General features: G+C 65.7%; 20 protein-coding genes. 13 read left to right on the top strand and 7 right to left on the bottom strand.

Translation table 11 applies throughout. The features are described 5' to 3' along the window. The first annotated feature begins 558 nt into the window (after positions 1 to 558). Both phoB and EPD80_RS03335 read left to right on the top strand, forming a co-directional pair. The gene (gene phoB / locus EPD80_RS03340; RefSeq protein WP_142803913.1) at positions 559 to 1260 is read left to right on the top strand and encodes a phosphate regulon transcriptional regulator PhoB; all 702 of its coding nucleotides are present in this window, start codon (positions 559 to 561) and stop codon (positions 1258 to 1260) included. Then, on the top strand, positions 1257 to 2609 hold the full coding sequence (locus EPD80_RS03335; protein WP_142809434.1) for an ATP-binding protein: 1353 nt from the start codon (positions 1257 to 1259) through the stop codon (positions 2607 to 2609). Before phoB ends, EPD80_RS03335 begins: the two co-directional genes overlap by 4 nt. Here EPD80_RS03335 and EPD80_RS03330 read toward each other — a convergent pair. From EPD80_RS03330 to gatC, 4 genes are all read right to left on the bottom strand, one after another. After that, positions 2577 to 4121: a hypothetical protein gene (locus EPD80_RS03330; RefSeq protein WP_142809432.1), complete on the bottom strand. Its 1545-nt coding sequence runs from the start codon at positions 4119 to 4121 to the stop codon at positions 2577 to 2579. The genes EPD80_RS03335 and EPD80_RS03330 overlap by 33 nt on opposite strands. Positions 4122 to 4208: 87 nt before the next feature. Further along, positions 4209 to 5669 (bottom strand): Asp-tRNA(Asn)/Glu-tRNA(Gln) amidotransferase subunit GatB, encoded by a 1461-nt coding sequence (gatB, locus tag EPD80_RS03325; RefSeq protein WP_142809430.1) that lies wholly within the window; start codon positions 5667 to 5669, stop codon positions 4209 to 4211. 14 nt (positions 5670 to 5683) lie between these two features. Beyond that, positions 5684 to 7162, bottom strand: coding sequence for an Asp-tRNA(Asn)/Glu-tRNA(Gln) amidotransferase subunit GatA (gene gatA, locus EPD80_RS03320; protein WP_142809428.1), 1479 nt, complete (start codon positions 7160 to 7162; stop codon positions 5684 to 5686). Beyond that, complete coding sequence (gene gatC / locus EPD80_RS03315; protein ID WP_142809426.1) at positions 7159 to 7440, bottom strand: Asp-tRNA(Asn)/Glu-tRNA(Gln) amidotransferase subunit GatC; 282 nt, start codon at positions 7438 to 7440, stop codon at positions 7159 to 7161. The genes gatA and gatC overlap by 4 nt, the downstream gene beginning before the upstream one ends. 332 nt (positions 7441 to 7772) lie before the next feature. On the opposite strand from gatC, the gene EPD80_RS03310 reads away from it, so the two are divergent. From EPD80_RS03310 to lipA, 9 genes are read left to right on the top strand one after another with little or no spacing between them, the layout of a single operon-like run. Continuing rightward, the gene (locus EPD80_RS03310; RefSeq protein ID WP_142803907.1) at positions 7773 to 8813 is read left to right on the top strand and encodes a rod shape-determining protein; all 1041 of its coding nucleotides are present in this window, start codon (positions 7773 to 7775) and stop codon (positions 8811 to 8813) included. 22 nt (positions 8814 to 8835) lie between these two features. Next, positions 8836 to 9702: a rod shape-determining protein MreC gene (gene mreC, locus EPD80_RS03305; RefSeq protein WP_142809424.1), complete on the top strand. Its 867-nt coding sequence runs from the start codon at positions 8836 to 8838 to the stop codon at positions 9700 to 9702. Further along, complete coding sequence (gene mreD, locus EPD80_RS03300; protein WP_142803905.1) at positions 9702 to 10226, top strand: rod shape-determining protein MreD; 525 nt, start codon at positions 9702 to 9704, stop codon at positions 10224 to 10226. The genes mreC and mreD overlap by 1 nt, the downstream gene beginning before the upstream one ends. Before the next feature lie 7 nt (positions 10227 to 10233). Beyond that, entirely contained in the window at positions 10234 to 12093 is a 1860-nt protein-coding gene (gene mrdA, locus EPD80_RS03295) for a penicillin-binding protein 2 (RefSeq protein ID WP_185957692.1), read from the top strand. Next, entirely contained in the window at positions 12093 to 13253 is a 1161-nt protein-coding gene (rodA, locus tag EPD80_RS03290; protein WP_142809844.1) for a rod shape-determining protein RodA, read from the top strand. Before mrdA ends, rodA begins: the two co-directional genes overlap by 1 nt. 20 nt (positions 13254 to 13273) lie before the next feature. Beyond that, positions 13274 to 14266 (top strand): septal ring lytic transglycosylase RlpA family protein, encoded by a 993-nt coding sequence (locus EPD80_RS03285; RefSeq protein ID WP_185957691.1) that lies wholly within the window; start codon positions 13274 to 13276, stop codon positions 14264 to 14266. A gap of 49 nt (positions 14267 to 14315) precedes the next feature. Next, positions 14316 to 15458, top strand: coding sequence for a D-alanyl-D-alanine carboxypeptidase family protein (locus tag EPD80_RS03280; protein WP_221928815.1), 1143 nt, complete (start codon positions 14316 to 14318; stop codon positions 15456 to 15458). Continuing rightward, positions 15455 to 16120, top strand: coding sequence for a lipoyl(octanoyl) transferase LipB (gene lipB / locus EPD80_RS03275; RefSeq protein WP_221928814.1), 666 nt, complete (start codon positions 15455 to 15457; stop codon positions 16118 to 16120). Before EPD80_RS03280 ends, lipB begins: the two co-directional genes overlap by 4 nt. 12 nt (positions 16121 to 16132) lie before the next feature. Further along, complete coding sequence (gene lipA, locus EPD80_RS03270; protein WP_142809416.1) at positions 16133 to 17089, top strand: lipoyl synthase; 957 nt, start codon at positions 16133 to 16135, stop codon at positions 17087 to 17089. Between the two features lie 33 nt (positions 17090 to 17122). Here lipA and EPD80_RS03265 read toward each other — a convergent pair whose 3' ends face one another. Continuing rightward, positions 17123 to 18532, bottom strand: a complete 1410-nt coding sequence (locus EPD80_RS03265; RefSeq protein WP_142809414.1) for an MFS transporter — start codon at positions 18530 to 18532, stop codon at positions 17123 to 17125. A gap of 590 nt (positions 18533 to 19122) precedes the next feature. Between EPD80_RS03265 and EPD80_RS03260 the strand changes: the two genes are divergently transcribed. Beyond that, positions 19123 to 21117, top strand: a complete 1995-nt coding sequence (locus EPD80_RS03260) for a UvrD-helicase domain-containing protein (RefSeq protein WP_221928813.1) — start codon at positions 19123 to 19125, stop codon at positions 21115 to 21117. On the opposite strand, the gene dsbD is transcribed toward EPD80_RS03260, so the two are convergent. Beyond that, complete coding sequence (gene dsbD / locus EPD80_RS03255; protein ID WP_142809412.1) at positions 21114 to 22958, bottom strand: protein-disulfide reductase DsbD; 1845 nt, start codon at positions 22956 to 22958, stop codon at positions 21114 to 21116. The two genes, EPD80_RS03260 and dsbD, sit on opposite strands and share 4 nt — an antisense overlap. Further along, positions 22955 to 23293, bottom strand: coding sequence for a divalent-cation tolerance protein CutA (cutA, locus tag EPD80_RS03250; RefSeq protein WP_142809410.1), 339 nt, complete (start codon positions 23291 to 23293; stop codon positions 22955 to 22957). Before cutA ends, dsbD begins: the two co-directional genes overlap by 4 nt. 97 nt (positions 23294 to 23390) lie before the next feature. On the opposite strand from cutA, the gene EPD80_RS03245 reads away from it, so the two are divergent. Then, positions 23391 to 24704 carry a hemolysin family protein gene (locus tag EPD80_RS03245; RefSeq protein ID WP_142809408.1) on the top strand — a complete coding sequence of 438 codons (1314 nt, stop codon included), beginning with the start codon at positions 23391 to 23393 and terminating at the stop codon, positions 24702 to 24704. Positions 24705 to 24708: the final 4 nt, after the last annotated feature.

Here is a 24708-nt window from a genome sequence, read left to right as displayed (position 1 = left end):
CCGGCTGTGCCGAGATCCGGGCGCTTCGGTCCGTACTCCGCGCTCGTCGCGCCACGAACGGTCTCACCCGTAGCGTTTCTTCCGCATCGGAGCGCGCGCCATCACCAGCTGCTGGCTCTGGTGCTGCGTCGTCCCCTCGTAGAGGTGAGCCAAGGTTTCCTCGTCCCGGATCATCGGCACGCTCTCATTCGACGTATTTGCGGCAATCGGGCTTGCGCTTCTCCTGGAACGCATGCATCCCTTCGGCCGATTCCGGCGTGCCATAGTAGAGACGCAGTGCCTGCATCTATACTCTACTCTCGTGGAAGGAGCACCCGGCGCTACCATGGCGACGTGCTCCGGTTTCCGGAGGCTCCCCAGTCTCGTAATGAGCCGCGCATTCCGCGTTTTTGTCGTTCGTTTTTGGCCGACACGAGCCTAATATGCTCCCTCGTTGCACGGGAACGTCCAGTGGGGATCCGACACGAGGGGACCAGAACATTTCCAGGAATGAATTGTCACGAAAACGTCACCATTTCGCGATATAACGGCAACGTTCTTCAGGCAAGCGGAGGGAGCATGGGGGCCAACGTGCTGGTGGTCGAGGACGAGCCGGCGATCCTGGAATTGATCGCGGTGAATCTGGAGCAAGCGGGATTTCACGTGCTGCGCGCGGCCGACGCGGAAAGTGCATTGCGCTTGATCGGCGAAGCCTTGCCGGATTTGATGCTCATCGATTGGATGCTGCCGGGGCTGTCGGGCATCGAACTGGTGCGGCGTTTGCGGCGAGAGGAGCGGACCCGGGCTCTGCCGCTCATCCTGCTCACGGCGCGTGGGGCAGAAGTGGATAAGGTGCTCGGGCTGGAGGCCGGGGCGGACGACTACGTGACCAAGCCTTTTTCGCCCCGCGAGCTGGTGGCGCGTATCCGGGCGGTGCTGCGGCGCCGCCGGCCGGAGGTGGGCGAGGAGGTGCTCGAAGCGGGCGGATTGAAACTCGATCCGGCGGCGCGGCGGGTGCTGGTGCAAGGTCGGGTCGTGGCGCTGGGCCCGACCGAATTTCGCTTGCTGCATTTTCTCATGACCCATCCGGAACGGGTGCATAGCCGCTCTCAGCTGCTCGATCGCGTCTGGGGGGATCACGTCTTCGTCGAGGAGCGCACGGTGGATGTGCACGTGCGCCGCCTGCGTGCAGCGCTCGAACCTCATGGTCTCGCGGGTCTGATCCAGACGGTGCGCGGAGCAGGATATCGATTCTCGGTGCAGATGGCGCAGGAAGCATGAAAACGGCGCAGCGCCTGCGGCGGCATGGGCGCTTTGCGTGGCGGCGATTGCTTGGCGTCGGGGCGCTCGTGGTGCCGGTTTCCTTCTTTTCCTGGCAGGCGGGGTTGGGGGTGCTCGTGCTCGGCCTGGGCTGGGCATGGTGGCGGCTCGAGCGCGAATTTGCCGAGGTTCTGGAGCAGGCGTTTTCCGGGAGCCCCTTGGAGGAGGTGTCCGCACGGTCGCGCCTGATACTCGAGCCGTTGCGGGCGCAGGAGCGGGTATGGCGACGTCGGGTGGAGGCGGCACGGCGCGATCGGGAGCGCCTGATCGCGGCTTGGGATCGACTGCCGGTCGGGGTCGTATGGTTGCGCGACGATGGAACGATCCGTAGGCTCAACCGTCGCGCCGAGGAATTGCTGCAATTGCAGCCCCGTTTGCATGCAGGGCAGCCCTTGGCGCTCTTTCTGCCCGAGCCGCGTTGGGTCGAACGCATCCGCGCGGCGGGCGAGGCTGGTTTTACCGGTGAAGTACCCCGGCGCGGTGAGGCGCTCTACTGCCGCCTACAGTGGGTGCCACTCGAAGAAGGGGAGGCGCTGCTGCTCGTCGAGGATCGCACCGAGGCGATACGCCTGGAGCGGATGCGGCGCGACTTCGTCGCCAACGTCTCGCACGAGCTGCGCACGCCGCTCACCATCGTGCGTGGCTACCTCGAGATGGCACTGGATGCGCAGATGCCACTTCCTCCTTCGGTGTCGAGCTATCTGGAGCAGGTCCATGCTCAGGCAGTGCGCATGCAGCGGCTGGTGGAGGATCTGCTGACGCTGGCGCAACTCGAGGGCACACAGCCGGCACCGGCACGCTGGGTGGAGGTGGCCGAGCTGTTGGAGACGGTAGCGACCCAGGCCAGAAGCGTGGCGCCGGATGGTCTGACGGTGGAGGTGGCTTTGCCGCCGGAACCTTGCGCCATCCTGGGAGTGCGCACGGAGTTGGAATCGGCCTTGGGCAATCTCGCGCTCAACGCGGTGCGCTACACCCCGGCACCGGGACGGGTGGTGATCGGCGCCCGCAGCGTGAAAAACGCAGAAGGAGAGCTGTTCGTGCGCGACACCGGGATCGGCATCGCTCCGGAGCACCTGCCGAGGCTCACGGAGCGATTCTACCGGGTCGACCGGGCGCGCTCTCGTGATCGCGGGGGGACCGGACTGGGGTTGGCGATCGTCAACCACGTGGCGCAGCGCCACGGGGCGCGACTCCTCATCGAGAGCACGCTGGGGCAGGGGAGCGAGTTCCGGCTGCGCTTTCCTGCCACACGCTGGCGTCGGAGCGAAGCGAATCGATCAGAGGATGACGGGATCGATCCAGAAGAATGAAAGGAGGATATAGTCCTCGCCTTTTTCGAGGACTTCCTTGACGCGGGCGCCGCGCGTCTTGTGTTCGACCCACAGGTTGAGCAGCTTGGCTTCGGTGCCGATCTCGAGCGGGGCGAGCAGGCGGTGCGTGCCTTCGTCACCGCGGGCCGTGTCGGGGAACCAGAAAGCAGGGTGCCAGGGGCTGGGCGGAGCGCCCACCACGGGGAAGTGCTGTACGGCCGTGGGGCGGGCAATGCCGGGGATCTGTTCGAGCCCGAGATGGATTTCGCCGTCGAACGTGGCCTGGCGCCAGCGCACACGGGCGAGCATGCCGCCGTAGACTTTGGGGCTCTTGCGCACGAGAAGCAGTCGTCCCGGTGGCCAGCGGGTGAGCTCGCTGCGTGCGCCGCTGCGGCGGATGCGCCATCCCCTTGGGCTGCGGTCCATCGCGTCCCACTGGCTGAGGTGGGGGGAATAGAGGAGTTCATTTTTTTCGCGCTCGCGCTCGGCGAGGTCGACCTCGCTGATGGTGCCGCCGAAGAGCTGGATGCGTTGCGCTTCCTCGAAAGTGCGGCGAACCGATACGGCGGTGGGGGGGTCGAAGGGGCGTCCCGTGAAATAGAAATAGATCGCTGGCCAGTCAGTGACCACGTGTAGTCCTTCGCTGCTCGGTGCACGAGGCTCCTGCCGTTTGGGGGGCTCCCCCGTCCAGCGTTGTGACAGCGTCTCGAGCAGCAGGCGCTCATCGGTCGGCAGGCCGGGTTGGGCGAGACGTTCATAAACCTTGGGAATCAGCGCGCCGGCATCATAGAGGCGCAAAATCTTGGCGTCGGCGAGCGCCAGCGCGGGAATGGGAGGGGAATTGCCGGCGAGATCGATTCCGTAGCGATCGTCGACCCGATCGAGCCACTCGGGCGGGACGAATTGGGCGTAGGGCGCCAACTCGAGGGCGAACGTCACGACCCGCGGTAGCATCGACATGGGAAGTGCATTGGGGTTGGCGAGGTGAATGAGCGCGGCCGCGTGGTGCACTTCGCGGCAGCTGAGGCGAGCGGGCGTGCCGAAGAGACCATCGTCGATGCGCCGATTGGCGACGTTGGCTCGCTCGGCTCGCAGGAATGCTTGGTGCAATCCACCCCAGAGCGTATCGGGTATGCGGGTGAGTTCGAACCAGAAGATGATCATCATGCGCAGCAGACACCAGATCTGCCGTTCGTGGACGTGGGCGCTGTAGGGCGAGGAGGGAGTGGCGGCAGGGTGTTTCGTTGCCTTGGTGTAGATCTTGATCAGTTTGCCCCACACTTTCAGGTAGGGGGATTCGCGCACCGGGGGAGCGCGGCGCGGCCAGCCGACGCGATGCAGCGCCGTGCGCAGTAGATCGGCACGGTCGACGAGCTGGCTCAAGGTAGAAAATTCGTAGTCTAGAAGGCTGTCGGCCAACAGTTCGAATTCGGCGGCGGGCGGGGCCGGGTCGGGAGAGACGGCGAGCAGGTGTCGCAAGCGCTCATCGATGGCTTCGATCGTATCCTGCATGGCTGGTCTCTCTACGATACCGACGGAGAGGGCATTTTAGCCGATTACCCGGATGGTTTTTCGGGTTCGCGCGCGGGAAAGAAATCCTCAGCCGGTGAGCTTGCGCCGCAGCAGTTCGGTCACGCGTTGCGGATTGGCCGCTCCGCGCGAGGCTTTCATCACCTGGCCGACGAGGGCGTTCAAGGCCTTCTCCTTGCCAGCGCGGAATTCCTCCACCGACTTCGGATTGGCGGCGATCGCTGCATCCACCAGGGATTCCAGGGCGCTCTCGTCGCTCACCTGCTCGAGACCCTGTGCCTCGATGATCGCGTCGACGTCCTGGCCTTCACCGGTCCATAGCGCCTCGAACACCTTCTTGGCTCCGGCATGCGAGATCGTGCCGTCGTGCACGCGCTGCACCAGGGCGGCGATGTGTGTTGGCCGCACGGGGCTCTCGCCGATCTCTATCCCGCTGCGGTTGAGCCTGGCGGCGAGCTCGCCGAGGATCCAGTTGGCGCAGGGTTTGGCGAGTGCCTGACCGGCTGCGGCGACGGCGGCCAGATAGTAGTCGGCCAGTTCTTTGCTCGCCGTGAGGAGGTTGGCGTCGTAGGGGGTGAGGCCGTGCGCTTCCACGAGCCGCCGGCGTAGCGCCTGCGGCAGCTCGGGGAGATTCGATCGGACCTCTTCGATCCAGGCACGGTCGATGACGAGCGGTAGAAGGTCGGGATCGGGAAAATAGCGGTAGTCGTGCGCGTCTTCCTTGGTGCGCATGACGCGGGTCTCGCCGCGCTCGGGATCGAAGAGCACGGTGGCCTGCTGGACGGTGCCGCCTTCTTCGAGCGTTTCGATCTGCCAGCGGACTTCGTAGTCGATCGCCTGCTGCAGGAAGCGGAAGGAATTGAGATTCTTGATCTCGCGGCGCGTGCCCAGGCGTGTCTCGCCCTTGGGGCGCACCGAGACGTTGGCGTCGATGCGAAACGAGCCTTCCTGCATATTGCCGTCGCACACCCCGATCCAGCGCACCAGGGTATGCAGCGCCCGGGCGTAGGCCACCGCCTCTTCGGCCGAGCGCATGTCGGGCTCGGAGACGATCTCGAGCAGCGGCGTGCCGGCGCGGTTGAGGTCGATCCCCGTCATGCCGTGGAAGTCTTCGTGCAGACTCTTGCCCGCGTCTTCTTCGAGGTGCGCGCGCGTGATGCGCACGGTTTTCTCGTAGGCGGCTTCGCCCTCGCCCACCTGCACGGTGATGGCGCCGTTTTTCACCACTGGCAGCTCGTATTGGCTGATCTGGTAGCCCTTGGGCAGGTCGGGGTAGAAGTAGTTCTTGCGCGCGAAGACGCTGCGCTCGGCGATCTCGGCTTCGATCGCCAGCCCCAGGCGGATGGCGCGCTCGACGGCCCCGCGGTTGAGCACGGGCAGCGTGCCGGGCAAGGCCACGTCGATGGCGCAGGCCTGGCGGTTGGGTTCGGCGCCGAAGGCGGTGGAGGCGCCGGAAAAGATCTTGCTGCGCGTGGTGAGCTGCGCGTGGATCTCGAGGCCGATGACGGTTTCCCAGTCGGTGCGGTTCATGGCGGTTCCGTGGTTCAGAGCGGCGGCAGCTGCCGGTGCCAATCGGTTTTGCCCTGGAAGGCGTGGGCGGCGAGCAGCAGCCGCGTCTCGGCGAGATAGGGTCCGATGAGCTGGCAGCCGATGGGCAGCCCAGCCGAGTCGAACCCGCAGGGGTGCGACAGCGCCGGCAGCCCGGCGAGGTTGGCCCCGATGGTATAGATGTCCTGCAGGTATTCCTGCACCGGATCCTGGCCCTTCTCACCCAGGCGCCAGGCGGTGGTGGGCGCGGTCGGGGCGAGGATGAGGTCGCAGGAGTCGAAGGCTTGGCGGTAGTCTTCGGCGATCAGACGACGCAGTTTTTGCGCCTGCAGGTAGTAGGCGTCGTAGTAGCCGTGCGAGAGCACGTAGGTGCCGACGAGGATGCGGCGCTTGACTTCGTCGCCGAATCCTTGGGCGCGCGTCTTGCGGTACATGTCGTCGAGGTCGGCATAGTCGGGAGCGCGGTAGCCGTAGCGCACGCCGTCGTAGCGGGCGAGGTTGCTCGAGGCTTCCGCCGGGGCGATGACGTAGTAGGCGGGAATGGCGAGTTCGGCGCGCGGCAGGGACACGTCGACCAGGCGCGCGCCCAGGGATTCGTAAATGCGGGCGGCCGATTCGACGGCACGGCGCACGTCGGCGTCGATCCCCTCGACGGCGAAGAATTCGCGCGGCAGACCCAGGCGCAGCCCGTCGAGTCGCCCGTCGGCGGCGGCGAGCGCCGCGGCATGGTCTTCGACCGGCCGATCCAGCGAAGTGGAGTCGCGCGGATCGAAGCCTTCGATGGCCGTGAGGGCGAGCGCGCAGTCTTCGGCGCTGCGCGCGATCACGCCGGCCTGATCGAGCGAGGAGGCGTAGGCGATGATGCCGTAGCGGCTCACCCGCCCGTAGCTCGGCTTGATGCCGGTGACGCCGCACATGGCGGCCGGCTGGCGCACGCTGCCGCCAGTGTCGGTGCCGGTGGCCACGGGCACGATACCGGCGGCCACGGCCGCGGCTGAGCCGCCCGAGGAGCCGCCGGCGATGCGGCTCGTATCCCAGGGATTGCGGCAGGGGCCGAAGTGGGAGTGTTCGTTCGCCGAGCCCATGGCGAATTCGTCGAGGTTGGTCTTGCCGATGCTCACGGCTCCGGCATCGGCCAGCCGTTCGACCACGAAGGCGTCGTAAGGGGGGGCGAACTCGGCGAGCATGCGCGAGGCGGCGGTGGTGCGCACGCCCCGGGTGCAGAAGAGGTCTTTGTGCGCGAGCGGGATACCAGAGAGTAACGAGACGTTTCCGGCGCGGCGTCGCTCGTCGGCGGCACGCGCGGCCGCGAGCGCCGACTCGGGGGTGAGGGTGATGAAGGCGTTGAGCCGTTCCTGTAGACTTTGTGCGCGTTCGAGCGCCGCCTCGGCCAAGGCTTCGGCGCGGATGCGCCTCTCGGCGAGGGCGGCAGCGAGCTCGCGCAGAGAGGAGGTGAGGAGCGGTTCTGCGCTCATTCGATCACCTTGGGTACGAGATAAAGGCCGTTTTCGGCCGCGGGCGCGAGGGCGAGCAGGGCGTCGCGCTGATCCGATTCGGTGACGATGTCCTCGCGCAGGCGCTGGGGCAAATCGAGCGGATGGCTCATGGGGGCCACCCCGGTGGCGTCGACGGCTTGTAGCCGATCCACGAGGGCGAGGACCCGTTCGAGGTCGGCGCGGAACGCCGCGGCGCTGTCGGGAGTCAATTCGATGCGGGCGAGCTCGGCGATGCGGTCGAGATCGATGGCGGGCATACGGCAGTCTCTGTCGCGTCCAAAGCATTGTAGAGTATCATAATCGTGGTCGTTTTGCCGTGCCGTCGGCCGCAAAGTCTCAAGGGTGCCTCGAAAAGCCGTTGCGCGCTTGTAGGGCAAGGCGCCCGGTGCGCAGGGTGCGAGACATCTCACCGAGAAGGGTGAGTCGTCGAGCATCGCGCAACGCCGCCATGTAGTTGCGCAGTGGGTTCTTCGATGCGCCCTCGGGACTTGCTCGGGCAGGTGATGGCGGTCCTGCGCTGCTGGGGCTCGGGCTGCCGCCTCGGTGGCACCCTCATTTCCGCGAATATTGCGTTTCTCGAGGACTCAACATGTTCGGTTTTTTGCGCTCTTTGTTCTCCAACGATCTGGCGATCGACCTGGGGACGGCCAATACGCTCATCTATATGCGGGGGCGCGGTATCGTGCTCAACGAGCCTTCGGTGGTGGCGATCCGCGTCGATCCTTCCTCGGGGAAGAAGGTGATCCAGGCCGTTGGGCAGACGGCCAAGCAGATGCTGGGCAAAACGCCGGGAAACCTGCAGGCGATCCGGCCGATGAAAGACGGCGTGATCGCCGACTTCGTGGTCACCGAGCAGATGATCAAGCAGTTCATCAAGAAAGTACACGCGTCCAGCCTGCTCTCGCCTAGCCCTCGCATCATCATCTGCGTTCCCTGTGGTTCGACTCAAGTCGAGCGCCGCGCCATCCGCGACGCGGCGCTCGCCGCCGGCGCGAGTAAGGTGTTCCTCATCGAAGAACCGATGGCGGCGGCGATCGGTGCGGGATTGCCGGTGGCCGAGGCAACGGGCTCCATGGTGGTCGACATCGGCGGGGGGACCACGGAAGTCGGCGTGATCGCCCTGGGCGGGATGGTGTACTCGGGTTCGATCCGGGTGGGGGGCGATAAATTCGATGATGCGATCGTCAACTACATTCGGCGCAATTACGGCATGTTGATCGGAGAGGCAACGGCCGAATTGATCAAGAAGCAGGTGGCGATCGCCTTTCCTTCCCCCGAAGTGCTCGAAGTGGAAGTCAAGGGGCGCAACCTGGCCGAGGGGATTCCGCGTAGCTTCACCGTTTCCTCGAACGAGATTCGGGAGGCGATCGCCGATCCCTTGAATCAAATCGTCTCGGCGATCAAGATCGCCCTGGAGCAGACGCCGCCGGAATTGGGTTCCGACATCGCCGAGCGCGGCATCGTGCTCACGGGCGGCGGGGCCCTGTTGCGCGATCTCGATCGCTTGATCCAGGAAGAGACGGGGCTGCCGGTGATCGTGGCCGAAGACCCGCTCACGTGCGTGGCCCGTGGCTGCGGCATGGCGCTGGAAAAGGTCGACATGCTCGACACCCTCTTCGCCACGGAATGACCCCACGCACCGGGGGAGCGCGATGAATTCCCCGCTCGGCGATTCGCCCAACGTCCCGCGCTTTCATCGGACGATGTCGCCCGGGCAGCGCTTGGGGTTGGCGACGCTGGCTGCCGTGTCGCTGCTGGTGCTCGACCTGCGTTTCGGCGCATTGGACGTGGTGCGCGACGCGATCTCTGTGGTGTTGCGCCCCGTACAGGAGGCGGCGCACTGGCCGGTGAAGCTCGTGGTCGATGGGTCGATCTATTTCGCCACCCTCGCCGAGGTACAAGCGGAGAATGCACGCCTGCGACGCATCGAAATGGAAGACCGTCTGCGAGCGGCGACCCTGGCGGCTCTGGAGGCGGAGAACACCGAGTTGCGGCGCCTCCTGGGCATGGCCAGGCGCTTCGAATTGCGTCGGATCGGAGTCGAGGTCTTGTACGACGCGCCCGATCCCTTCAGTCGGCGCATCGTCGTCGATCGCGGGGCGAACGCCGGCGTACGGCCGGGATTGGCGGTGGTCGATGCCGAGGGTCTCGTCGGTCAGGTGACGCGTACCCAGCCGCTGGTGTCGGAGGTGACGCTGATCACGCAGCGCGATCATGCAATCCCCGTGATGGTACAGCGCAACGGGGTACGTGGCGTGGTCTATGGCCTGGGCGACGGTTATCTCGAATTGCGTCATCTGTTGGTCGAGGCCGACGTCCGCACCGACGACGTGCTCGTCACCTCCGGCCTCGATGGCGTGTTTCCCCCGGGAATTCCCGTGGCTCAGGTGGTGTCGGTAGACGCCGGAGGAGTCTTTTTGCGCATCGTTTGTCGGCCGACGTCGTTCGGGGAACGCCGCCGGCATTTGCTGGTGGTCGAGCGGATCCCGCCCAAAGGGGAGCCAGGGGAGGGGTCTTGATGCACGAATCGTCCCGTACGACCCGCGTACTGCAGCCGCCGCGGCTGCGCTTCATTCTGAGCACGCTGGCACTCGCCTTCTTCTGGGATCTCATTCCCAAGGGGGGAGGCGGGTTTTGGCCCGAGATGACCATGGCGGTGCTTACGTTCTGGGCATTGCGCGATCCGCAGCGGGTGGGCGTGGGCGCGGCGTTCACCTTGGGCGTGATGCTCGACGTCGGGCGAGGCGCGGCCTTGGGGCAGGAGGCGCTCGCTTTCGTGTGGGTGGTTTATCTGGCCCAGCGCCGTGCCGCACGCATCCTGTGGTTTGGTGCTTGGGGGCAGGCCTTGCTGTTGTTGCCGTTGTGGTCGTTGGCGCTGGCCTTGCAGGCCGCGGTACGTCTGGTTGCGGGCGGAGATTGGCCCGGGTGGGGATATTTCGGATCCGCCGTGACCCTCGTCCTCTTGTGGCCGATCTTGAGCCATGGGCTGCTGTGGCCGCAGTGGCGCGCTGCGCGTGCCGGCGGGTCCGCGTCTTTGTCCTGAGGTGCGTATGCCCAAGAGCGCGTTGGGGGAGGGATCGGAAATCGCGCGTACGCACCGTCGGCTGTGGGTGCTGGTGGTCGTCATGCTGGTCGGTTTCGGTCTGCTGCTCGGACGCATGTACCAGCTGCAGATCGGTGAGCACGAGCGATTTCGTACCCTGGCTGACGACAATCGCCAGGCTTTCGTGCCGATTGCGCCGCATCGCGGGCAGATTTTCGACGTGCGCGGCGAAGCCCTCGCGCGTAACGTGCGCACCTACACCCTGGAACTCGATCCGGCCCAGGTGAAGGATGTCGAAGGGACGATCGCGCGTCTCTCCGAGGTGGTGCGCATCGAGGAGAGTGACCACAAGCGCTTCCTGCGTCAGATGCGTGATCAGCGCGGTCTGGGCAGTGTCGTGATCCGTCAGCATCTCTCCGACGAGGAGGTGGCGCGCTTCGTCGCGAAGAAGTTTGCCTTCCCCGGAGTCGAAGTGCAGGCCAGACTCATTCGGGAGTATCCGCAGGCGGAGGTGACGGCACACGTGGTTGGCTATCTCGGGCGGATCAACGCGCAGGAACAGGAGCGACTCGAGGCCGAGGGGCTGACGGGGATCTATCGGGGTACCGAGAGCATCGGGAAAGAAGGGGTGGAGGCGCAGTACGAACGGCTGCTTCATGGTATCCCGGGTTGGGAATTGTTGGAAGTGAATGCGGCGGGCCGGGCGGTGCGTTTGCTCGGGCGGCAGGAAGCGGTGCGGGGCCGGGATCTGGTGCTGACGATCGACGCGCGACTGCAGCGTTTCGTGCTCGAGGCGTTTGCCGGGCGGCGCGGGGCTTTCGTCGCGCTCGATCCGCGTGACGGAGGCGTGATCGCCATGGTCTCTTCACCGTCTTTCGACCCGAACCTGTTTCTCGGTGGCTTGACGCAGGCCGACTGGGAGCGGCTCGCGCTGAGCGATGATAAACCCTTGTTCAATCGCGCGCTACGCGGTACCTACCCGCCTGGTTCGACCTTCAAGCCCTTCATGGCGATGCTGGGCCTGGCCTCGGGGAGTCGGCAACCGGGCCAGCGCTTCGATCGGCAAGGGATGTTCGAGTACTCCGGCGTGAGACTGTACGACCGCAAGCGGAATTGTCAAAGTGGCGTCGATTTGCACCGGGCTCTGGCTTTCTCTTGCAACGTGTATTTCTACTCGCTGGGCAACGAGCTGGGGATCGATGCCATCAGTGCTTTCATGGAGCAGCTAGGGTTCGGGCGACGTACCGGAATCGACCTGCCGGGAGAGGCGGCAGGCGTGCTGCCCTCGCGCGAGTGGAAAAGGCAGCGATTCAACCAAGCGAATCAGCAGCTGTGGTTTGGTGGCGAAACGCTTTCTACCGCGATCGGCCAGGGGTACAATGCCTACACGCCCTTGAAGATGGCCCACGCCTTGAGCATCCTCGTCAATGGCGGCGTGATACGCAAGCCGCACGTGCTGGCGGCTTCGATCGATCCACTCACGGGGGAGCGTGTTCCCGTCGCCGGTGAAGTGACCGGTTTCGTCAAGCTCGATCCCGCGCACGTCGATGCCGTGCTGCGGGCAATGGTCGATGGCGCACGCATCGGCACCTCGGCGCGTGCGTTTGCCGGCGCAGCCTATTCCCTGGGAGGGAAAACGGGAACGGCACAGGTATTCTCCCTGCAGGGGCGCAGGTACGACCCCGACGCCACGGACGAAGATCTACTCGATCATTCGTGGTTCATCGCCTTCGCCCCGGCCGAAGAGCCGCGCATCGTCGCCGCGATCATCGTGGAGAACGGAGGGCCGGGAGGCAGGACGGCGGCGCCGCTGATGCGCCAAATATTTGACTATCATTTTTCCGTTGCCGCTGGAAAGGAAAAATGATGAAGAAGGCGTATTGGCTCGCGATGATCGCCCACGCGATGCGACGCTGGGATTTCCCTCTGATCGTCTGCGTGCTGCTGCTCTTTGCCGCCGGGCAAGTGGTGTTGATGAGCGCCTCCCCCGAGCGGGTCGAGACCTTGTGGGGGCACCAGGCGCTGGCACTGACCGCGCTCTTGACGGCGGCGCTGGTCCCGTTTCGCTGGTGGCTGCGCCTGGCCTTGCCGTTGTATCTCCTCGGTGTCCTCCTGCTGCTGGCGGTGCTCCTCTTCGGCGAGACGACCAAAGGGGCAACGCGATGGCTCGACCTGGGGGTGGTTCGCATCCAGCCTTCCGAGCTGATGAAACTGGCGGCGCCGATGATGCTTTCCTGGTATTTTGCGTTGCGACGGCATTCGCTCGCGTGGTGGGATCATGTCGTGGCGCTGATGCTCTTGGCGATCCCCGCAATCTTGATCCTGAAAGAGCCGGACTTGGGTACGACCATCCTCGTGGTGGCGGCCGGGGGATTCGTGCTCTTCTTCGCCGGGTTTTCATGGCGGTTCATCGTGCCGCTCGTGTTGGTCTTGGCCGTCGGGATCGGTGCGCTCCTCGTGCAAGGAGATCGCTGGTGTACGCCCGGCGTGGAATGGCCAATGCTACACGAATATCAGAAACAGCGCGTGTGCACCTTGCTCGATCCGCACCGGGACCCTCTCGGTAAAGGCTTCCACACGATCCAGGCCACGATCGCCATCGGTTCGGGGGGCGCTTGGGGCAAAGGATGGCGCGAGGGCACGCAATCCCAACTCTCCTTCGTTCCCGAGCGCCACACCGATTTCATTTTTGCGGTGCTTGCCGAGGAGTTCGGATTCTTCGGTGTCGCGCTATTATTGAGCGTATATACCGCGCTGCTGCTGCGCGGTGCGTGGCTCGCCATCAGGAGCCCCTCGTGGCCGGGGATGCTGCTGGGCGGCGCAGTGGTGGGGACCACGTTCGTCTATGTCTTCGTGAACGTGGCGATGGTCAGTGGCATGTTGCCGGTGGTGGGAGTGCCTTTGCCCTTCATCAGCTATGGCGGCACGGCTCTGGTGACGCTCGCCACGGGGCTGGGATTGCTCTTGAGCGCAGCGGTCCGATCGGCGCCTCGCGGTGGTTTTTCCGGCCAGCGGAGAGGGATATGACATCAGGAACGAGATGGCGCGTGACCGGTGTGCTGCTCCTCGTCGCCCTGGGGCTGGCGGCCTGTGGCACTGCTCCACGGACGAAGCGTTCCTCGCTCGTGGAAACGGGGGGGCTTGGCGCCTTGGTCTCCGGAGAAGAACCGGTTCCGCGCATCGAACCTTTGCGTCCGGCCAACGCGCGCGCCTACACCGTGCTCGGCCGTACCTATTTTCCCATGACCGATTTCGCTCCCTATCGGGAGATCGGCGTGGCTTCGTGGTACGGCCGTCAGTTCCATGGCCAGCCCACGGCCACGGGAGAACGCTACGACATGTATTCCTTCACGGCCGCACACAAGACGCTCCCTCTCCCCAGTTATGCTCGAGTGACCAATCTCTCCAACGGCCGTCAGGTGATCGTGCGGGTGAACGATCGCGGTCCTTTCGTGTCGGATCGACTCATCGATCTCTCCTTTGCTGCGGCGGATCGACTCGGTTTCGTCAACCAGGGTACGACCAGCGTGGAGGTGGAGCTGATCCTGCCCGAGGAAATCCGCCAGGCCGAGGCGCGGGGCGAGGTCATACGCGCGCGCGGCGCCGAGGCTGGGCCAGCGCTGGTGGTGGCGCGTATGCTGTCAGCGCGGTTGCAGGGGGAAGAGCGAACGTCGTCGTCGCGGAACGACGCACCCATCGTCTCCGTGTCGTCGGCTGCGCCAGGGTCTGCGCTCGAGCAGTCAGAGTCGAGCAAAGCGGTGGTGGCGATGGAGCCCCTCGAGCCGGTTGCGGACGAACGTCGTTCTCCGGCTCCGGGCTATTATCTCCAGTTGGGCGCTTTTGCCTTGGCCGACAATGCGGATTCCTTCCGGCGGCACGCCGCTACGTTGTTGCCGGAAGTCGATCTGCACGTGATTCCGGCCACGGACAAAATCCGGGTCTGGGTCGGGCCGTTCGCCGACGAGGCGGCGGCGCGCGCGGCGGCTCGGATCGTCACGGCGCGCCTGGGCGGTAGTGCTTTCTTGGTGACCGCCCCCTGAGCCGCCGCGTATAATGGGACGCTTCTCGAAGCGATTCAGGAGTTGGGACGTGAGGTTCGTTCGTTCGATTCAGGTTTGGTGTGTCCTGTTCATCGCGTGTTGGGTCACGGTAGCGCAGGCGGCGGTGCCGCCCATCACGCTCAATGCCCGGCAGTGGGTGTTGATCGATGCCCGCACCGGCGAGGTGCTCGCTAGCAAGGATGCCGATCAGCCGGCCGAGCCGGCTTCCATCACCAAACTCATGACAGCCTATGTCGTGTTTGGCGCACTGCGTGACGGGCGGCTCAAGCTGGAGCAGCAAGTTCCAGTGTCCACGACGGCGTGGAAGATGGGGGGGTCGCGCATGTTCATCGACCCCAAGATGACGCCTACGGTGGAAGAGTTGCTGCGCGGCATGATCATCCAGTCGGGGAACGACGCTTCCGTGGCCCTGGCCGAGGCGGTCGCCGGCAGCGAAGAGGCTTTTACCGCCCTCATGAACGATGCGGCGAAGAAACTCGGCCTGAAGAACTCGCATTTCATGAATTCGACCGGCATGCCCGATCCGCAGCACTACATGAGTGCGCACGACATCGCGCTCCTCGCGCGTGCCATCATCGAAGAGTTTCCGCAGTTCTACGCCCTCTATTCGGAAAAGGAGTACGTTTTCAACGGCATCCGTCAGCCCAACCGTAATCGCCTGCTTTGGCTCGATCCCAGCGTCGATGGGATCAAGACCGGGCATACCTCCTCTGCCGGCTATTGCCTGGCCTCTTCGGCTCGGCGCGAGGGACGGCGTCTGATCGCCGTGGTGCTGGGCGCGCCCTCCGACGAGGTGCGGGTGCAGGAGTCGCTGAAGCTGCTCAATTACGGCTTCCAGTTCTTCGACGCCGTCAAACTCTACGACGCCAACCAGGCGGTGGCCACGCTGCGCGTATGGAAAGGGGCCAAACGCGAGATTCCGGTGGGCTTTACCACCGACGTGGTGCTGACCCTGCCGCGTGAAGACGTCAAGCACGCCGAGGCGCGCTTCATCGGCGAAGAGCCGCTGCTCGCGCCGGTGAGCAAGGGGCAGCCGGTGGGCAAGGTAGAAGTGAGCGTCGAGGGCAAACCGCTCACCACGCTCACGGCGGTGGCGCTCGACGATGTGCCGCAAGCGGGCTGGTTCGGTCGTGCCTGGGATGCGCTGGTGTTGTGGATCAAGAGCTGGTGAGCTGCACGCCGGTTTTCTGGCTCGACCGGCAGCCTTACGAGCCGGTATGGCGCGCAATGCAGCGCGCCACGGCCGAGCGCGGGCCTGACACCCTCGACCGGCTGTGGTGCCTCGAACACGAGCCGGTTTATACCCTGGGGCTCGCCGGCCGTCCCGAGCACCTGCTGCCCCAGGGGCGGGCCACGGGCATTCCTCTGGTGCACATCGACCGCGGCGGCCAAATCACCTACCATGGGCCGGGTCAGCTCGTCGTCTATTTCCTCCTCGACCTGCGCCGCCGGCGCTCGAGCGTGCGCGCTCTGGTGCACCACATCGAACAGAGCGTGATCGACCTGCTCGCCAGCTGCGGGCTGCAAGGTGAACGGCGCGAGGGGGCGCCCGGGGTCTACCTTGCCGGCGCCAAGATCGCCGCGCTGGGGCTACGGGTGAAGAATGGCTGCACGTACCACGGACTCTCGCTCAACGTGGACCTCGACCTCTCGCCTTTTGCCGGCATCAACCCCTGTGGCCATGCGGGGCTCGCCACCACCCGCCTGCGCGATCATGGCCTCGATTGGAGCGTGCGCGAGACCGCCGAGCGGCTGCTCGAGCCGCTGCAGACCTGGCTCGGGCCGCTTGCCTGGAGCACTACTTGCGACCCCTGGGCCCCGCCCTCTTCCTGAAAGGAGCCGATCATGGACCGACCCGTCGATGCCCCCGAGAAAGCCCGTGGCGCCCAGAAGACCGCCCGTATCCCGATCAAGATCGTCCCCAGGGCGCCGCTGCCCAAACCCGAGTGGATCCGCGTGCGCCTGGCCGGGGGTGAAGAGGCCGAGCGTTTCCAGCAAATCAAGGCCACTTTGCGCGCCCATCGGCTGCACACCGTGTGCGAGGAAGCCTCCTGCCCCAACATCCACGAGTGTTTCGGCAAGGGAACGGCCACCTTCATGATCCTGGGCGACGTCTGCACGCGCCGCTGTCCCTTCTGCGACGTGGCCCACGGCAAGCCCTTGCCGCCGGATCCGGCTGAACCCGAGCATCTCGCGCACACGGTGGCGGCCATGCGCCTGCGCTACGTGGTCATCACCAGCGTCGACCGCGACGATCTGCGCGACGGCGGCGCGGCGCACTTCGCCGCCTGCATCCGCGCCGTGCGTGCACACTCGCCTTCCACCCGCATCGAAGTGCTGGTGCCGGACTTCCGCGGCCGGCTGGAGGCGGCGCTGGAAGCCTTCGCCCAGGATCTGCCCGACGTGATGAACCACAACCTGGAAACCGTGCCCCGGCTCTACCGCCAGGCGCGGCCCGGGGCCGACTATGCCCATTCCTTGCGGCTGTTGGCGGAATTCAAGGCGCGCCATCCCGAGGTGGCGACCAAGTCTGGCCTGATGGTCGGGTTGGGCGAAACCGACGAGGAGATCGTGCAGGTGATGCGCGACCTGCGGGCGCACGGCTGCGACATGCTCACCATCGGCCAGTACCTGCAGCCTTCGTCCGGACACCTGCCGGTGGAGCGTTACGTTCCACCCGAGACCTTCGCCGCCTTCGAGCGCGAGGCACTCGCGCTGGGGTTCAGGCACGCTGCCTGCGGGCCGCTCGTGCGTTCCTCCTACTGGGCCGATCGTCAGGCGCACGAGGCCGGCGTGGCCTGAGTCGCGCCGTTTCCGTCGGTTTTTCCCATCCGATCAGGAGGGGCGAGCGGTCGCCCCGGGGGCCTCGTTGCCGGTTTCACGGTTCGAGCGCTCGGCATCGGTTTCCTCGGAACTGCTGGATGGGGTGCCTTCGGTCGTTTGCGCGTTTTCTCGAGCGTCGGCGATCTCTTCTTCCGTCGAGGGGGAGTCTGCCCGGGGGATGGGTGTGTCCTGCATCTGGGCGGGTTCCGCTTCGGCCATCAGTTCGAGGACGGCGGGCGAAGTACGTACCATGGGTTTGAAGTGCGCCGGTTCTTCGACGATCACGTCCATGCTGCGGCGGTACTGCAGTGCGGCGAGCACCGTCATCGGCAAGAGGGCCACCGCGAGGAAGGCCGGGAAAGCGTTCGGCCCGAAATCCGTCATGGCCCAGCCGGCCAGCGAGGGGCCCAGCGCCGCGGCGATGCCATGCAACATCAGCAAAGCCGTGTTGCCTGCGAGAATCTCGTCGCGGTGCAGATGATCGACCAGATGCGCGACCACGATGGGATAGACGGCGAGCAGGAAGAGACCGAAGATCGGCCCCATCATCAAGAGGGGCAATTTCAGACTGGGTGCGAGCGCCAGCAGGCAGGCCGTGATGCAGGCCAGCCCTCCGACCCAGGCCAAGGTGAGGCGGCGATCGAACCGGTCCGAAAGCCAACCGATGGGCCACTGGAACAGGGCGCCCGCTAGGATGGTGAGCGAGAGAAAAGTGCCGATTTCGGCATTGCCCAAACCCAAACGGTTGAGGTAGGCTGCGGAGAGGGTCCAGAATGAACCCATCGCCAAGCCGGAGGAGACGGCTCCCATGGCCGCGACCGGGGCGCTCAACCACAGGCGGCGCAGGGACATTCGCGCCACTTCGACGATGGCCGGTGGCTGTAAGCGTGTGGCCGTCACGGGCAAGATCGCCAGCACCGCGAAGATGGCCGAGACCGCGAACAGGTTGAAGACGCCCGGGCTATTCCAGCGCAGGAAAAGCTGGGCACAGCCCAGCGCCACGAGATTGACGATCATGTAGACGGCGAATATGAAGCCCCGTCGCTCGGGTGGGGCACTCCCTCCGAGCCAGCTCTCGATCACGGCATAGAAACCGACGATGGACACGCCAGTGAGGAAGCGCAGCACGATCCAAATTTCGGCATGTACGTAAAGCAGGTGCAGGAGCACGCAGGCGGTGATCGTCGCGCAGAAAAAAGCAAAGGCCCGGATGTGTCCCATGCGCCGGATGAGGTAAGGGGTGATCCAGGTGCCGGCGAAGAACCCCACGAAATAGCTCGACCCCATCAGCCCCAGCAGTTGATCGCTGAACCCCTCGAGCCCTCCACGCAATGCGATGAGAGAGTTGAGTAGCCCCGTACCGAGCAGTAACGAGGCCACCCCGAGCATCAGAGCGGTAATGGGAAACAGAATGCTACGCATGGAGCCTCCCGCAAGGGTCGCAAAAAAGCGAAGGCGGCAGGGATCGGTGCGCCGCCCTCGTCGTGCTAAGGAAACGCTGAATAATTGGCTGCGCGGGCGAATCGCTGCGTTGCGCGGTGCTCGCTCCCTCGCCTATCCACTCGATATGTCTCGGTCGCTGCGCTCCGTGCGCCTTGCGCTTCATCCCGCTCGCTCATTTCTTCAGCGTTTCCCTAAGGATAGCCTGTCCCGCGGTGCGGCGCAAACCGGCCAACGGGAGGATCCTCTGCATGACGCTCCGCGCGTTTGCGTGGCGACGTTCTCCTGTGCTCGGATGCTCGCCTACTCGGAGACATGCCTTGCATTCGGTACGCCGGGTGCCTTGCCATGCGATTGTGCACGATGATTTCGTACGAGAGGCGCAGGAGCAGTAAGGCGGCGCCAGCCCACGAGGGTACAATCTCACGGGAGCCCTAAATGGCCCTTTGCGCGCCTGCACGGCGTCGCGGACGGTATTCGGTTGCCCGCTCGTGCCCCCGATGGGTGTCGTATCCTGTGCCCGGAGCGCCTCGTCCTTCGGCCGGGTGTGACGGTTTTTTTGCAGTCTCCCGATGGACCCCCATTTTCCCGTGCTCATGTCTTTGAATGCCGAACAGCGAAGCGCGATCACCCACCTCGACGGCCCCTGCCTGGTGCTCGCCGGGGCCGGCAGCGGCAAGACGCGCGTCATCACGCACAAGATCGCCCACCTCATCCAAAAGGTGGGGCTCGCCCCCCGGCACATCGCCGCCATCACCTTCACCAACAAGGCCGCTCGCGAGATGCAGGAACGGGTGGCGGCGCTCTTGGGCGGGCGGCTCCCCGGCGGGCTCACCGTGAGCACCTTCCACGCGCTCGGCGTGCGCCTGCTGCGCGAGGAGGCGCCGCACCTGGGGCTCAAGCCGCGCTTCTCCATCCTCGATCCGGCCGACGCGCAGAACGTGCTCGCCGAGCTCCTGCCCGCGGCCGAGCGCGGCATCGTGCGCCAGCTGCACTGGCGCATCTCGCAATGGAAGAACGCAGCGGTCGAACCGGAGGAGGCCGAGCAGCTCGCCGGCGATGAACTCGCCGCCGCCGCGGCCGCCGCCTACCGCGACTACGAGCGCACGCTGCGCGCCTACCACGCCGTCGACTTCGACGACCTGATCCTGCTGCCCCTGCGCCTGCTACGGCGCGAGGCCGAGGTGCGCGAGCGCTGGCAGAACCGGCTGCGTTACCTCCTCGTCGATGAATACCAGGACACCAACCGCACCCAGTACGAGCTCCTGAAGCTGCTCGCCGGGCCGCGCGAAGCCTTCACCGCCGTGGGGGACGACGATCAGGCGATCTACGGCTGGCGCGGCGCCGACGTCGAGAACCTACGGCTGCTCGCGCAGGATTATCCCCGGCTGCGGGTCATCAAGCTGGAGCAAAATTACCGCTCCAGCCGGCGCATCCTTGCCGCCGCCAACACCCTGATCGCGCACAACGACAAGCTGTTCGACAAGCGTCTGTGGTCCGAGCACGGCGAGGGGGAGGCGGTCACCGTGTTCGCTTGCCGTGATCCCGAGCACGAGGCCGAATGGGTGGCGGCGCGGCTCGACGCCCACCGCTTCCAGCACCGCGGCCGTTGGCGCGACTATGCCATCCTCTATCGCAGCAATCACCAGGGTCGGCTCTTCGAGCAGGCCCTGCGCCAGCACAAGATCCCCTACACCCTCACGGGGGGGCAATCCTACTTCGATCGCGTCGAGATCCGCGACGTCATGGCCTACCTGCGGCTGCTGCTCAACGAGGACGACGATCCGGCCTTCGTGCGCGCCATCACCACGCCACGGCGCGGCATCGGCCCGGCGAGCATCGAGGCCCTGTCGCGCTACGCCGGACTGCGCCACCTGAGCCTGTCGGCGGCGCTGCGCGAAGAAGGCGCGGCGGCGCACGTGCCGGCCGCGGCGCTGGCGGGTATGCATACCTTCGCCGAATTCCTCGACCGACTGCGCTGGCGGGCCGAACGCGAGCCGGCCGCCCGGCTCCTCGAAGAGCTGCTTGCGGCGATCGACCTCGAAGGCTGGTATCTCGCGCACGGCGAGGCGCGTGAGGCCGAGACCCGGGCGCGCTCGCTGCGCGACTTCGCCGCCTGGGTGGGGCGCAAGGGCGAGGAGGAAGGAAAGACGCTATTGGAGCTCGCGCAGACGCTCAACCTCGTCGCCCGGCTCGACGACGGCGAGGACGATGCCGACGCGGTGCAACTCGCCACCCTGCATGCGGCCAAGGGGTTGGAGTTCAAGCATGTCTTCCTCGTCGGCGTGGAGGAGGGCATCCTGCCGCATCAGGCGAGCCTCGAGGAAGAGCGGGTCGAGGAAGAGCGCCGCCTCATGTACGTGGGCATCACGCGCGCGCAGCGCAGCCTGACGATCACCTGGTGTGAGCGGCGGCGTGAGGGCAAGGAGTGGCGCAGCGTGGAGCCATCACGCTTCATCGCCGAGATGGGCGAGGGGGTACAGATGCGGCGGCGCGATGAGCCCGTGGCCAAGGAAGACGCCAAGGCGCGGCTTGCGCGCTTGCGCGCGATGCTCGAAGGCGGCTAACGCCCCAGCCAGCGCTCGAATCGCGGCAGCAATTCATCGGGGCCGAGGTAGCCTGCCACGCGCAACTCGCTATGCTCTTCTCCTCCGGGCGCGAAGAAGAGCAGGGCCGGCGGGCCGAAGAGTTCGAAACGGCGCAACAGCGCGCGGGCGGATTCGTCGGCGGCGGTTACGTCCGCGCCGAGGCGGGTCACGTCGGCGAGGTGCGGGCGCAGGCGAGGGTCTTCGAGGGCGCGCTCCAGTTCCAGGCAGGAGATGCACCAGTCGGCCCGCACGTCGACCAGCACGGGGCGATCGCTCGCGCGCACCGCCGACTCCAGCTCGGCGAGCGTGCGCACGGTGGGAACCGGCTGCGCCGGCGCCGAGGCGGAAGAGGCAGCCGAGAGGCGCAGCGCGAGCGGCTGCAAGGGATCACGCGCCCCGCCCAACAGCCCCACCAGGGCGACGATGCCGTAGGTGGCAAGCGCAAGGCCCAGGGCCTTACCCAGGCGCCGCATGGCCGGCGCTTGCGGTGGCAGCGGATCGAGCGCATGCAGGAAGACGCTGGTGCCCAGCGCGAGCAGGGCCCAGCCGAGCAGCCATAGCCAATCCGGCGCCACCGGCCGCACGATCCACCAAGCGAGCGCCAGCATCAGCACGCCGAAGATGCGCTTCACGCCTTTGAGCCAGGGTCCGGAGCGCGGCAGCAGCTCACGCGCGCCCAAGCCCACCGCCACGAGTGGAGCCCCCATCCCCAATCCCAGGGCGAAGAGCGCCCAGCCTCCGAGCCAGGCGTCCCCCGTGCGGGCGATGTAGAGCAGCGCGCCCGCGAGCGGCGCGGCCACGCAGGGGCCGACTACCAGCGCCGAGATCGCACCCATGAGCGCGACGCCGAGATAGCGTCCCCCCGGCAGGCGTCCCGCGGCAGCATCGAGCCGTGTCTGCCACGAAGCGGGTAGCTGCAGCTCGTAGAAACCAAACATCGACAGGGAGAGCAGCACGAATACCAGCGCGAGACCTCCGAGCACCCAAGGAGTCTGCAGAGTGGCGGAGAGCAGTGTTCCCGAGAGTCCGGCGAGCGCTCCGGCGATCGCATAGGTGGCGGCCATGGCCATGACGTAGGCGAGGGATAAGCCGAACGCCCGTCCGCGTGAGACGTGCTCCTTGCTGCCGACGATGATGCCCGAGATGATGGGGATCATGGGGAAGGTGCAGGGCGTGAAGGCGAGCAACAGCCCCAGGCCGAAAAACGTGGCGAGCATGGGCGCCCAGTGGCTGCCGGCGAGCGCTTGTGCCAGCCGCCCGCTCTCGTCGCCCGGCAGCGGGCTCGAAGGTGGCGTGGACTCCGCTGCGATCGAGGCCGAAGCCTGGGCCGGCGTGTATGTGGGCGTGACACCACGCAGACGCTGTAACAAGCTGGGGGCGGGCGGGGTGGCGGTCACTTCGAGGTCGGAGATCACTGGGGGGTAGCAGATTCCCCCGTCCCAGCAGCCTTGATGGGTGATGCGCAGGCGCTGTGGCGTCTCGCCCTCGTATCTCAGCGGCAAGCCGAGGCGGTTACGGAAGATCTGAACCTCGCCAAAGAACTCGTCCTGCTTCGATTCGCCCGGTGGCAGTTCGGGCAAGAGGCGGGTTTCTTGCGGGGAGAGGACGGTGAATCTCAGTTTGTCCCGGTAGAGATAATAGCCCTCGCGAATCGTGAATTCGACGACGATCGTGCCGTTTTCTCCACGGTAAGCGTGGGGCACGAAGGCTTCTTCCGGTGGAACGGGGTCGGCGGCGCGGCTCGGGAGCGGCGCGAGCAGGAAGAAGATGAGGAACGACAGGAAAAACGGCAGGCGTAACCGAGAACGAAGACGGCTCATGTGGGATCCTCGGGAGGGCTAAGGGTTTCCGTGGCGACCCACTCCAGATAGGCGGGCAGACCCGCCGACACTGGGACCGCGATGATTTCCGGGAGTTCATAAGGATGCAGGGCGCGTAAACGTTCCTGTAGTGCGCGATGGCGTGCCGCCGCGGTTTTGATGAGCAGCAGCGTCTCCGCGTCTTCCTGTACCGTGCCCTGCCAGCGGTAAAAGGACGTCAGTCCCGGCACGAGGTTCACACAGGCAGCCAGCCGCTCTTCGACCAGGGTTCGGGCGAGCGAGCGCGCGGTATTGAGGTCGGGGACCGTGCAATATACGAGCAGGATCGAATCCATCGCCGTTGCTCCCTCTGCGTAAAAGTCCCATTATATCCATCGGGTCGCGACGGACTTCCTCGCTATAATGAGGAAGTCTCGGACGAAAAAAACCAACATGTCGATCCTTGTCGCCCTCTTGGCGCTCGTGCTCACGAGTGCTTTCTTTTCCATGTCGGAGATATCGCTCGCGGCGTCGCGCCGCTTGCGCCTCGAGATGCTGGCCAAGCAAGGAGACGTCAGGGCCCAGCGGGTGTTGACGCTCCAGGATCAGCCGGGGCACTATTTCACGGTGGTGCAGATCGGCCTCAATGCGGTTGCGATCCTCGGCGGTGCGGTGGGAGAGTCTTCCGTCACGCCTTGGCTCGAACCGTTCGTGGCGCTCTTGTTGCCGCCGGAGTATGTCCGCTCCGTCGCCTCTTCCCTTGCGTTTCTCGGTGTCACGTTGCTCTTCGTCGTGTTCGCCGACCTGGTGCCGAAACGCCTCGCGCTACTCGCGCCCGAGCGCATCGCGCTGGTGGCGGCCCCGCCGATGACGCTGCTCGTGCGCCTGCTCCATCCCCTGGTGTGGGTGATCGACGCCCTTGCTTCCTGGGTGCTGCGCCTGGCCGGGGCGCCGGAGCGCCGGCGCGAGGAGGTCACCGTCGATGAAATCGTGGCGCTGGCCGACGCCGCCACGCGTGCCGGAACGCTGCTCGCCGAGGAGCAGAAACTGGTGACCCGTGTTTTCGAGCTCGACGAGCGCACCGTGCGTACCGCCATGGTGCCGCGCGACGAGATCGTCTATCTTTTGGTTGGTGAGCCCGAGGAAAACATTCGGCAGAAGTTGCGCAACCACCCCCACGGCAAGTTTCCCGTGTGTGACGGCTCGCTCGACCGTCCTGTGGGCTACGTGGACACGCGCGATCTGTTCCTCTCCATCATCGACGGAGAAAAAGTCTCGCTGACCGCCGAGATGGTAGTGCGGGATTTGTTGGTCTTCCCGGATACGCTCACGCTGCTCGAGGCGCTGCAGCGCTTTCGCAGTGCCGGGCAGGATTTCGCGCTCATCGTCAACGAATATGCCATAGTTGTGGGTTTGCTCACGCTTCGCGACGTGATGGACACGGTCGTGGCGGTCGATCCCGTCGTGGGGCGCGAAGAGATGATCGTTCGGCGTGACGCCGATTCCTGGTTGCTCGATGGGCTCACCCCGATCGCCGAAGTGGCCGAGGTGCTCGGGATCGACGGGTTCGAAGGATCGGAACACTTCGAGACCATCGCCGGGTTCATGATGTATCACCTGCGCAAGGTGCCCAAGCGCACCGATGCGCTCGAATACAAAGGCTACCGTTTCGAAGTGGTCGATATCGACAACTACCGCATCGACCAATTGCTGGTGACCCGCCTCTCCGCTCCCGCGGGAACGGAGAAGACGGGCGATGGCGGCTAGCGCT

This window comes from Tepidiphilus olei, from assembly GCF_006980705.1.
GTDB lineage: Bacteria > Pseudomonadota > Gammaproteobacteria > Burkholderiales > Rhodocyclaceae > Tepidiphilus > Tepidiphilus olei.
The sequence above is the reverse complement of the archived record's forward strand: the minus strand, read 5'-3'. Positions and strand labels throughout refer to the sequence as shown.

Excerpts from the sequence above, each read along its gene's own strand:
- phoB (WP_142803913.1), top strand. The coding sequence starts at position 559 with ATGGGGGCCAACGTGCTGGTGGTCGAGGACGAGCCGGCGATCCTGGAA.
- EPD80_RS03335 (WP_142809434.1), top strand. The coding sequence starts at position 1,257 with ATGAAAACGGCGCAGCGCCTGCGGCGGCATGGGCGCTTTGCGTGGCGG.
- EPD80_RS03330 (WP_142809432.1), bottom strand. The coding sequence starts at position 4,121 with ATGCAGGATACGATCGAAGCCATCGATGAGCGCTTGCGACACCTGCTC.
- gatB (WP_142809430.1), bottom strand. The coding sequence starts at position 5,669 with ATGAACCGCACCGACTGGGAAACCGTCATCGGCCTCGAGATCCACGCG.
- gatA (WP_142809428.1), bottom strand. The coding sequence starts at position 7,162 with ATGAGCGCAGAACCGCTCCTCACCTCCTCTCTGCGCGAGCTCGCTGCC.
- gatC (WP_142809426.1), bottom strand. The coding sequence starts at position 7,440 with ATGCCCGCCATCGATCTCGACCGCATCGCCGAGCTCGCCCGCATCGAA.
- EPD80_RS03310 (WP_142803907.1), top strand. The coding sequence starts at position 7,773 with ATGTTCGGTTTTTTGCGCTCTTTGTTCTCCAACGATCTGGCGATCGAC.
- mreC (WP_142809424.1), top strand. The coding sequence starts at position 8,836 with ATGAATTCCCCGCTCGGCGATTCGCCCAACGTCCCGCGCTTTCATCGG.
- mreD (WP_142803905.1), top strand. The coding sequence starts at position 9,702 with ATGCACGAATCGTCCCGTACGACCCGCGTACTGCAGCCGCCGCGGCTG.
- mrdA (WP_185957692.1), top strand. The coding sequence starts at position 10,234 with ATGCCCAAGAGCGCGTTGGGGGAGGGATCGGAAATCGCGCGTACGCAC.
- rodA (WP_142809844.1), top strand. The coding sequence starts at position 12,093 with ATGAAGAAGGCGTATTGGCTCGCGATGATCGCCCACGCGATGCGACGC.
- lipA (WP_142809416.1), top strand. The coding sequence starts at position 16,133 with ATGGACCGACCCGTCGATGCCCCCGAGAAAGCCCGTGGCGCCCAGAAG.
- EPD80_RS03265 (WP_142809414.1), bottom strand. The coding sequence starts at position 18,532 with ATGCGTAGCATTCTGTTTCCCATTACCGCTCTGATGCTCGGGGTGGCC.
- EPD80_RS03260 (WP_221928813.1), top strand. The coding sequence starts at position 19,123 with ATGGACCCCCATTTTCCCGTGCTCATGTCTTTGAATGCCGAACAGCGA.
- dsbD (WP_142809412.1), bottom strand. The coding sequence starts at position 22,958 with ATGAGCCGTCTTCGTTCTCGGTTACGCCTGCCGTTTTTCCTGTCGTTC.
- cutA (WP_142809410.1), bottom strand. The coding sequence starts at position 23,293 with ATGGATTCGATCCTGCTCGTATATTGCACGGTCCCCGACCTCAATACC.
- EPD80_RS03245 (WP_142809408.1), top strand. The coding sequence starts at position 23,391 with ATGTCGATCCTTGTCGCCCTCTTGGCGCTCGTGCTCACGAGTGCTTTC.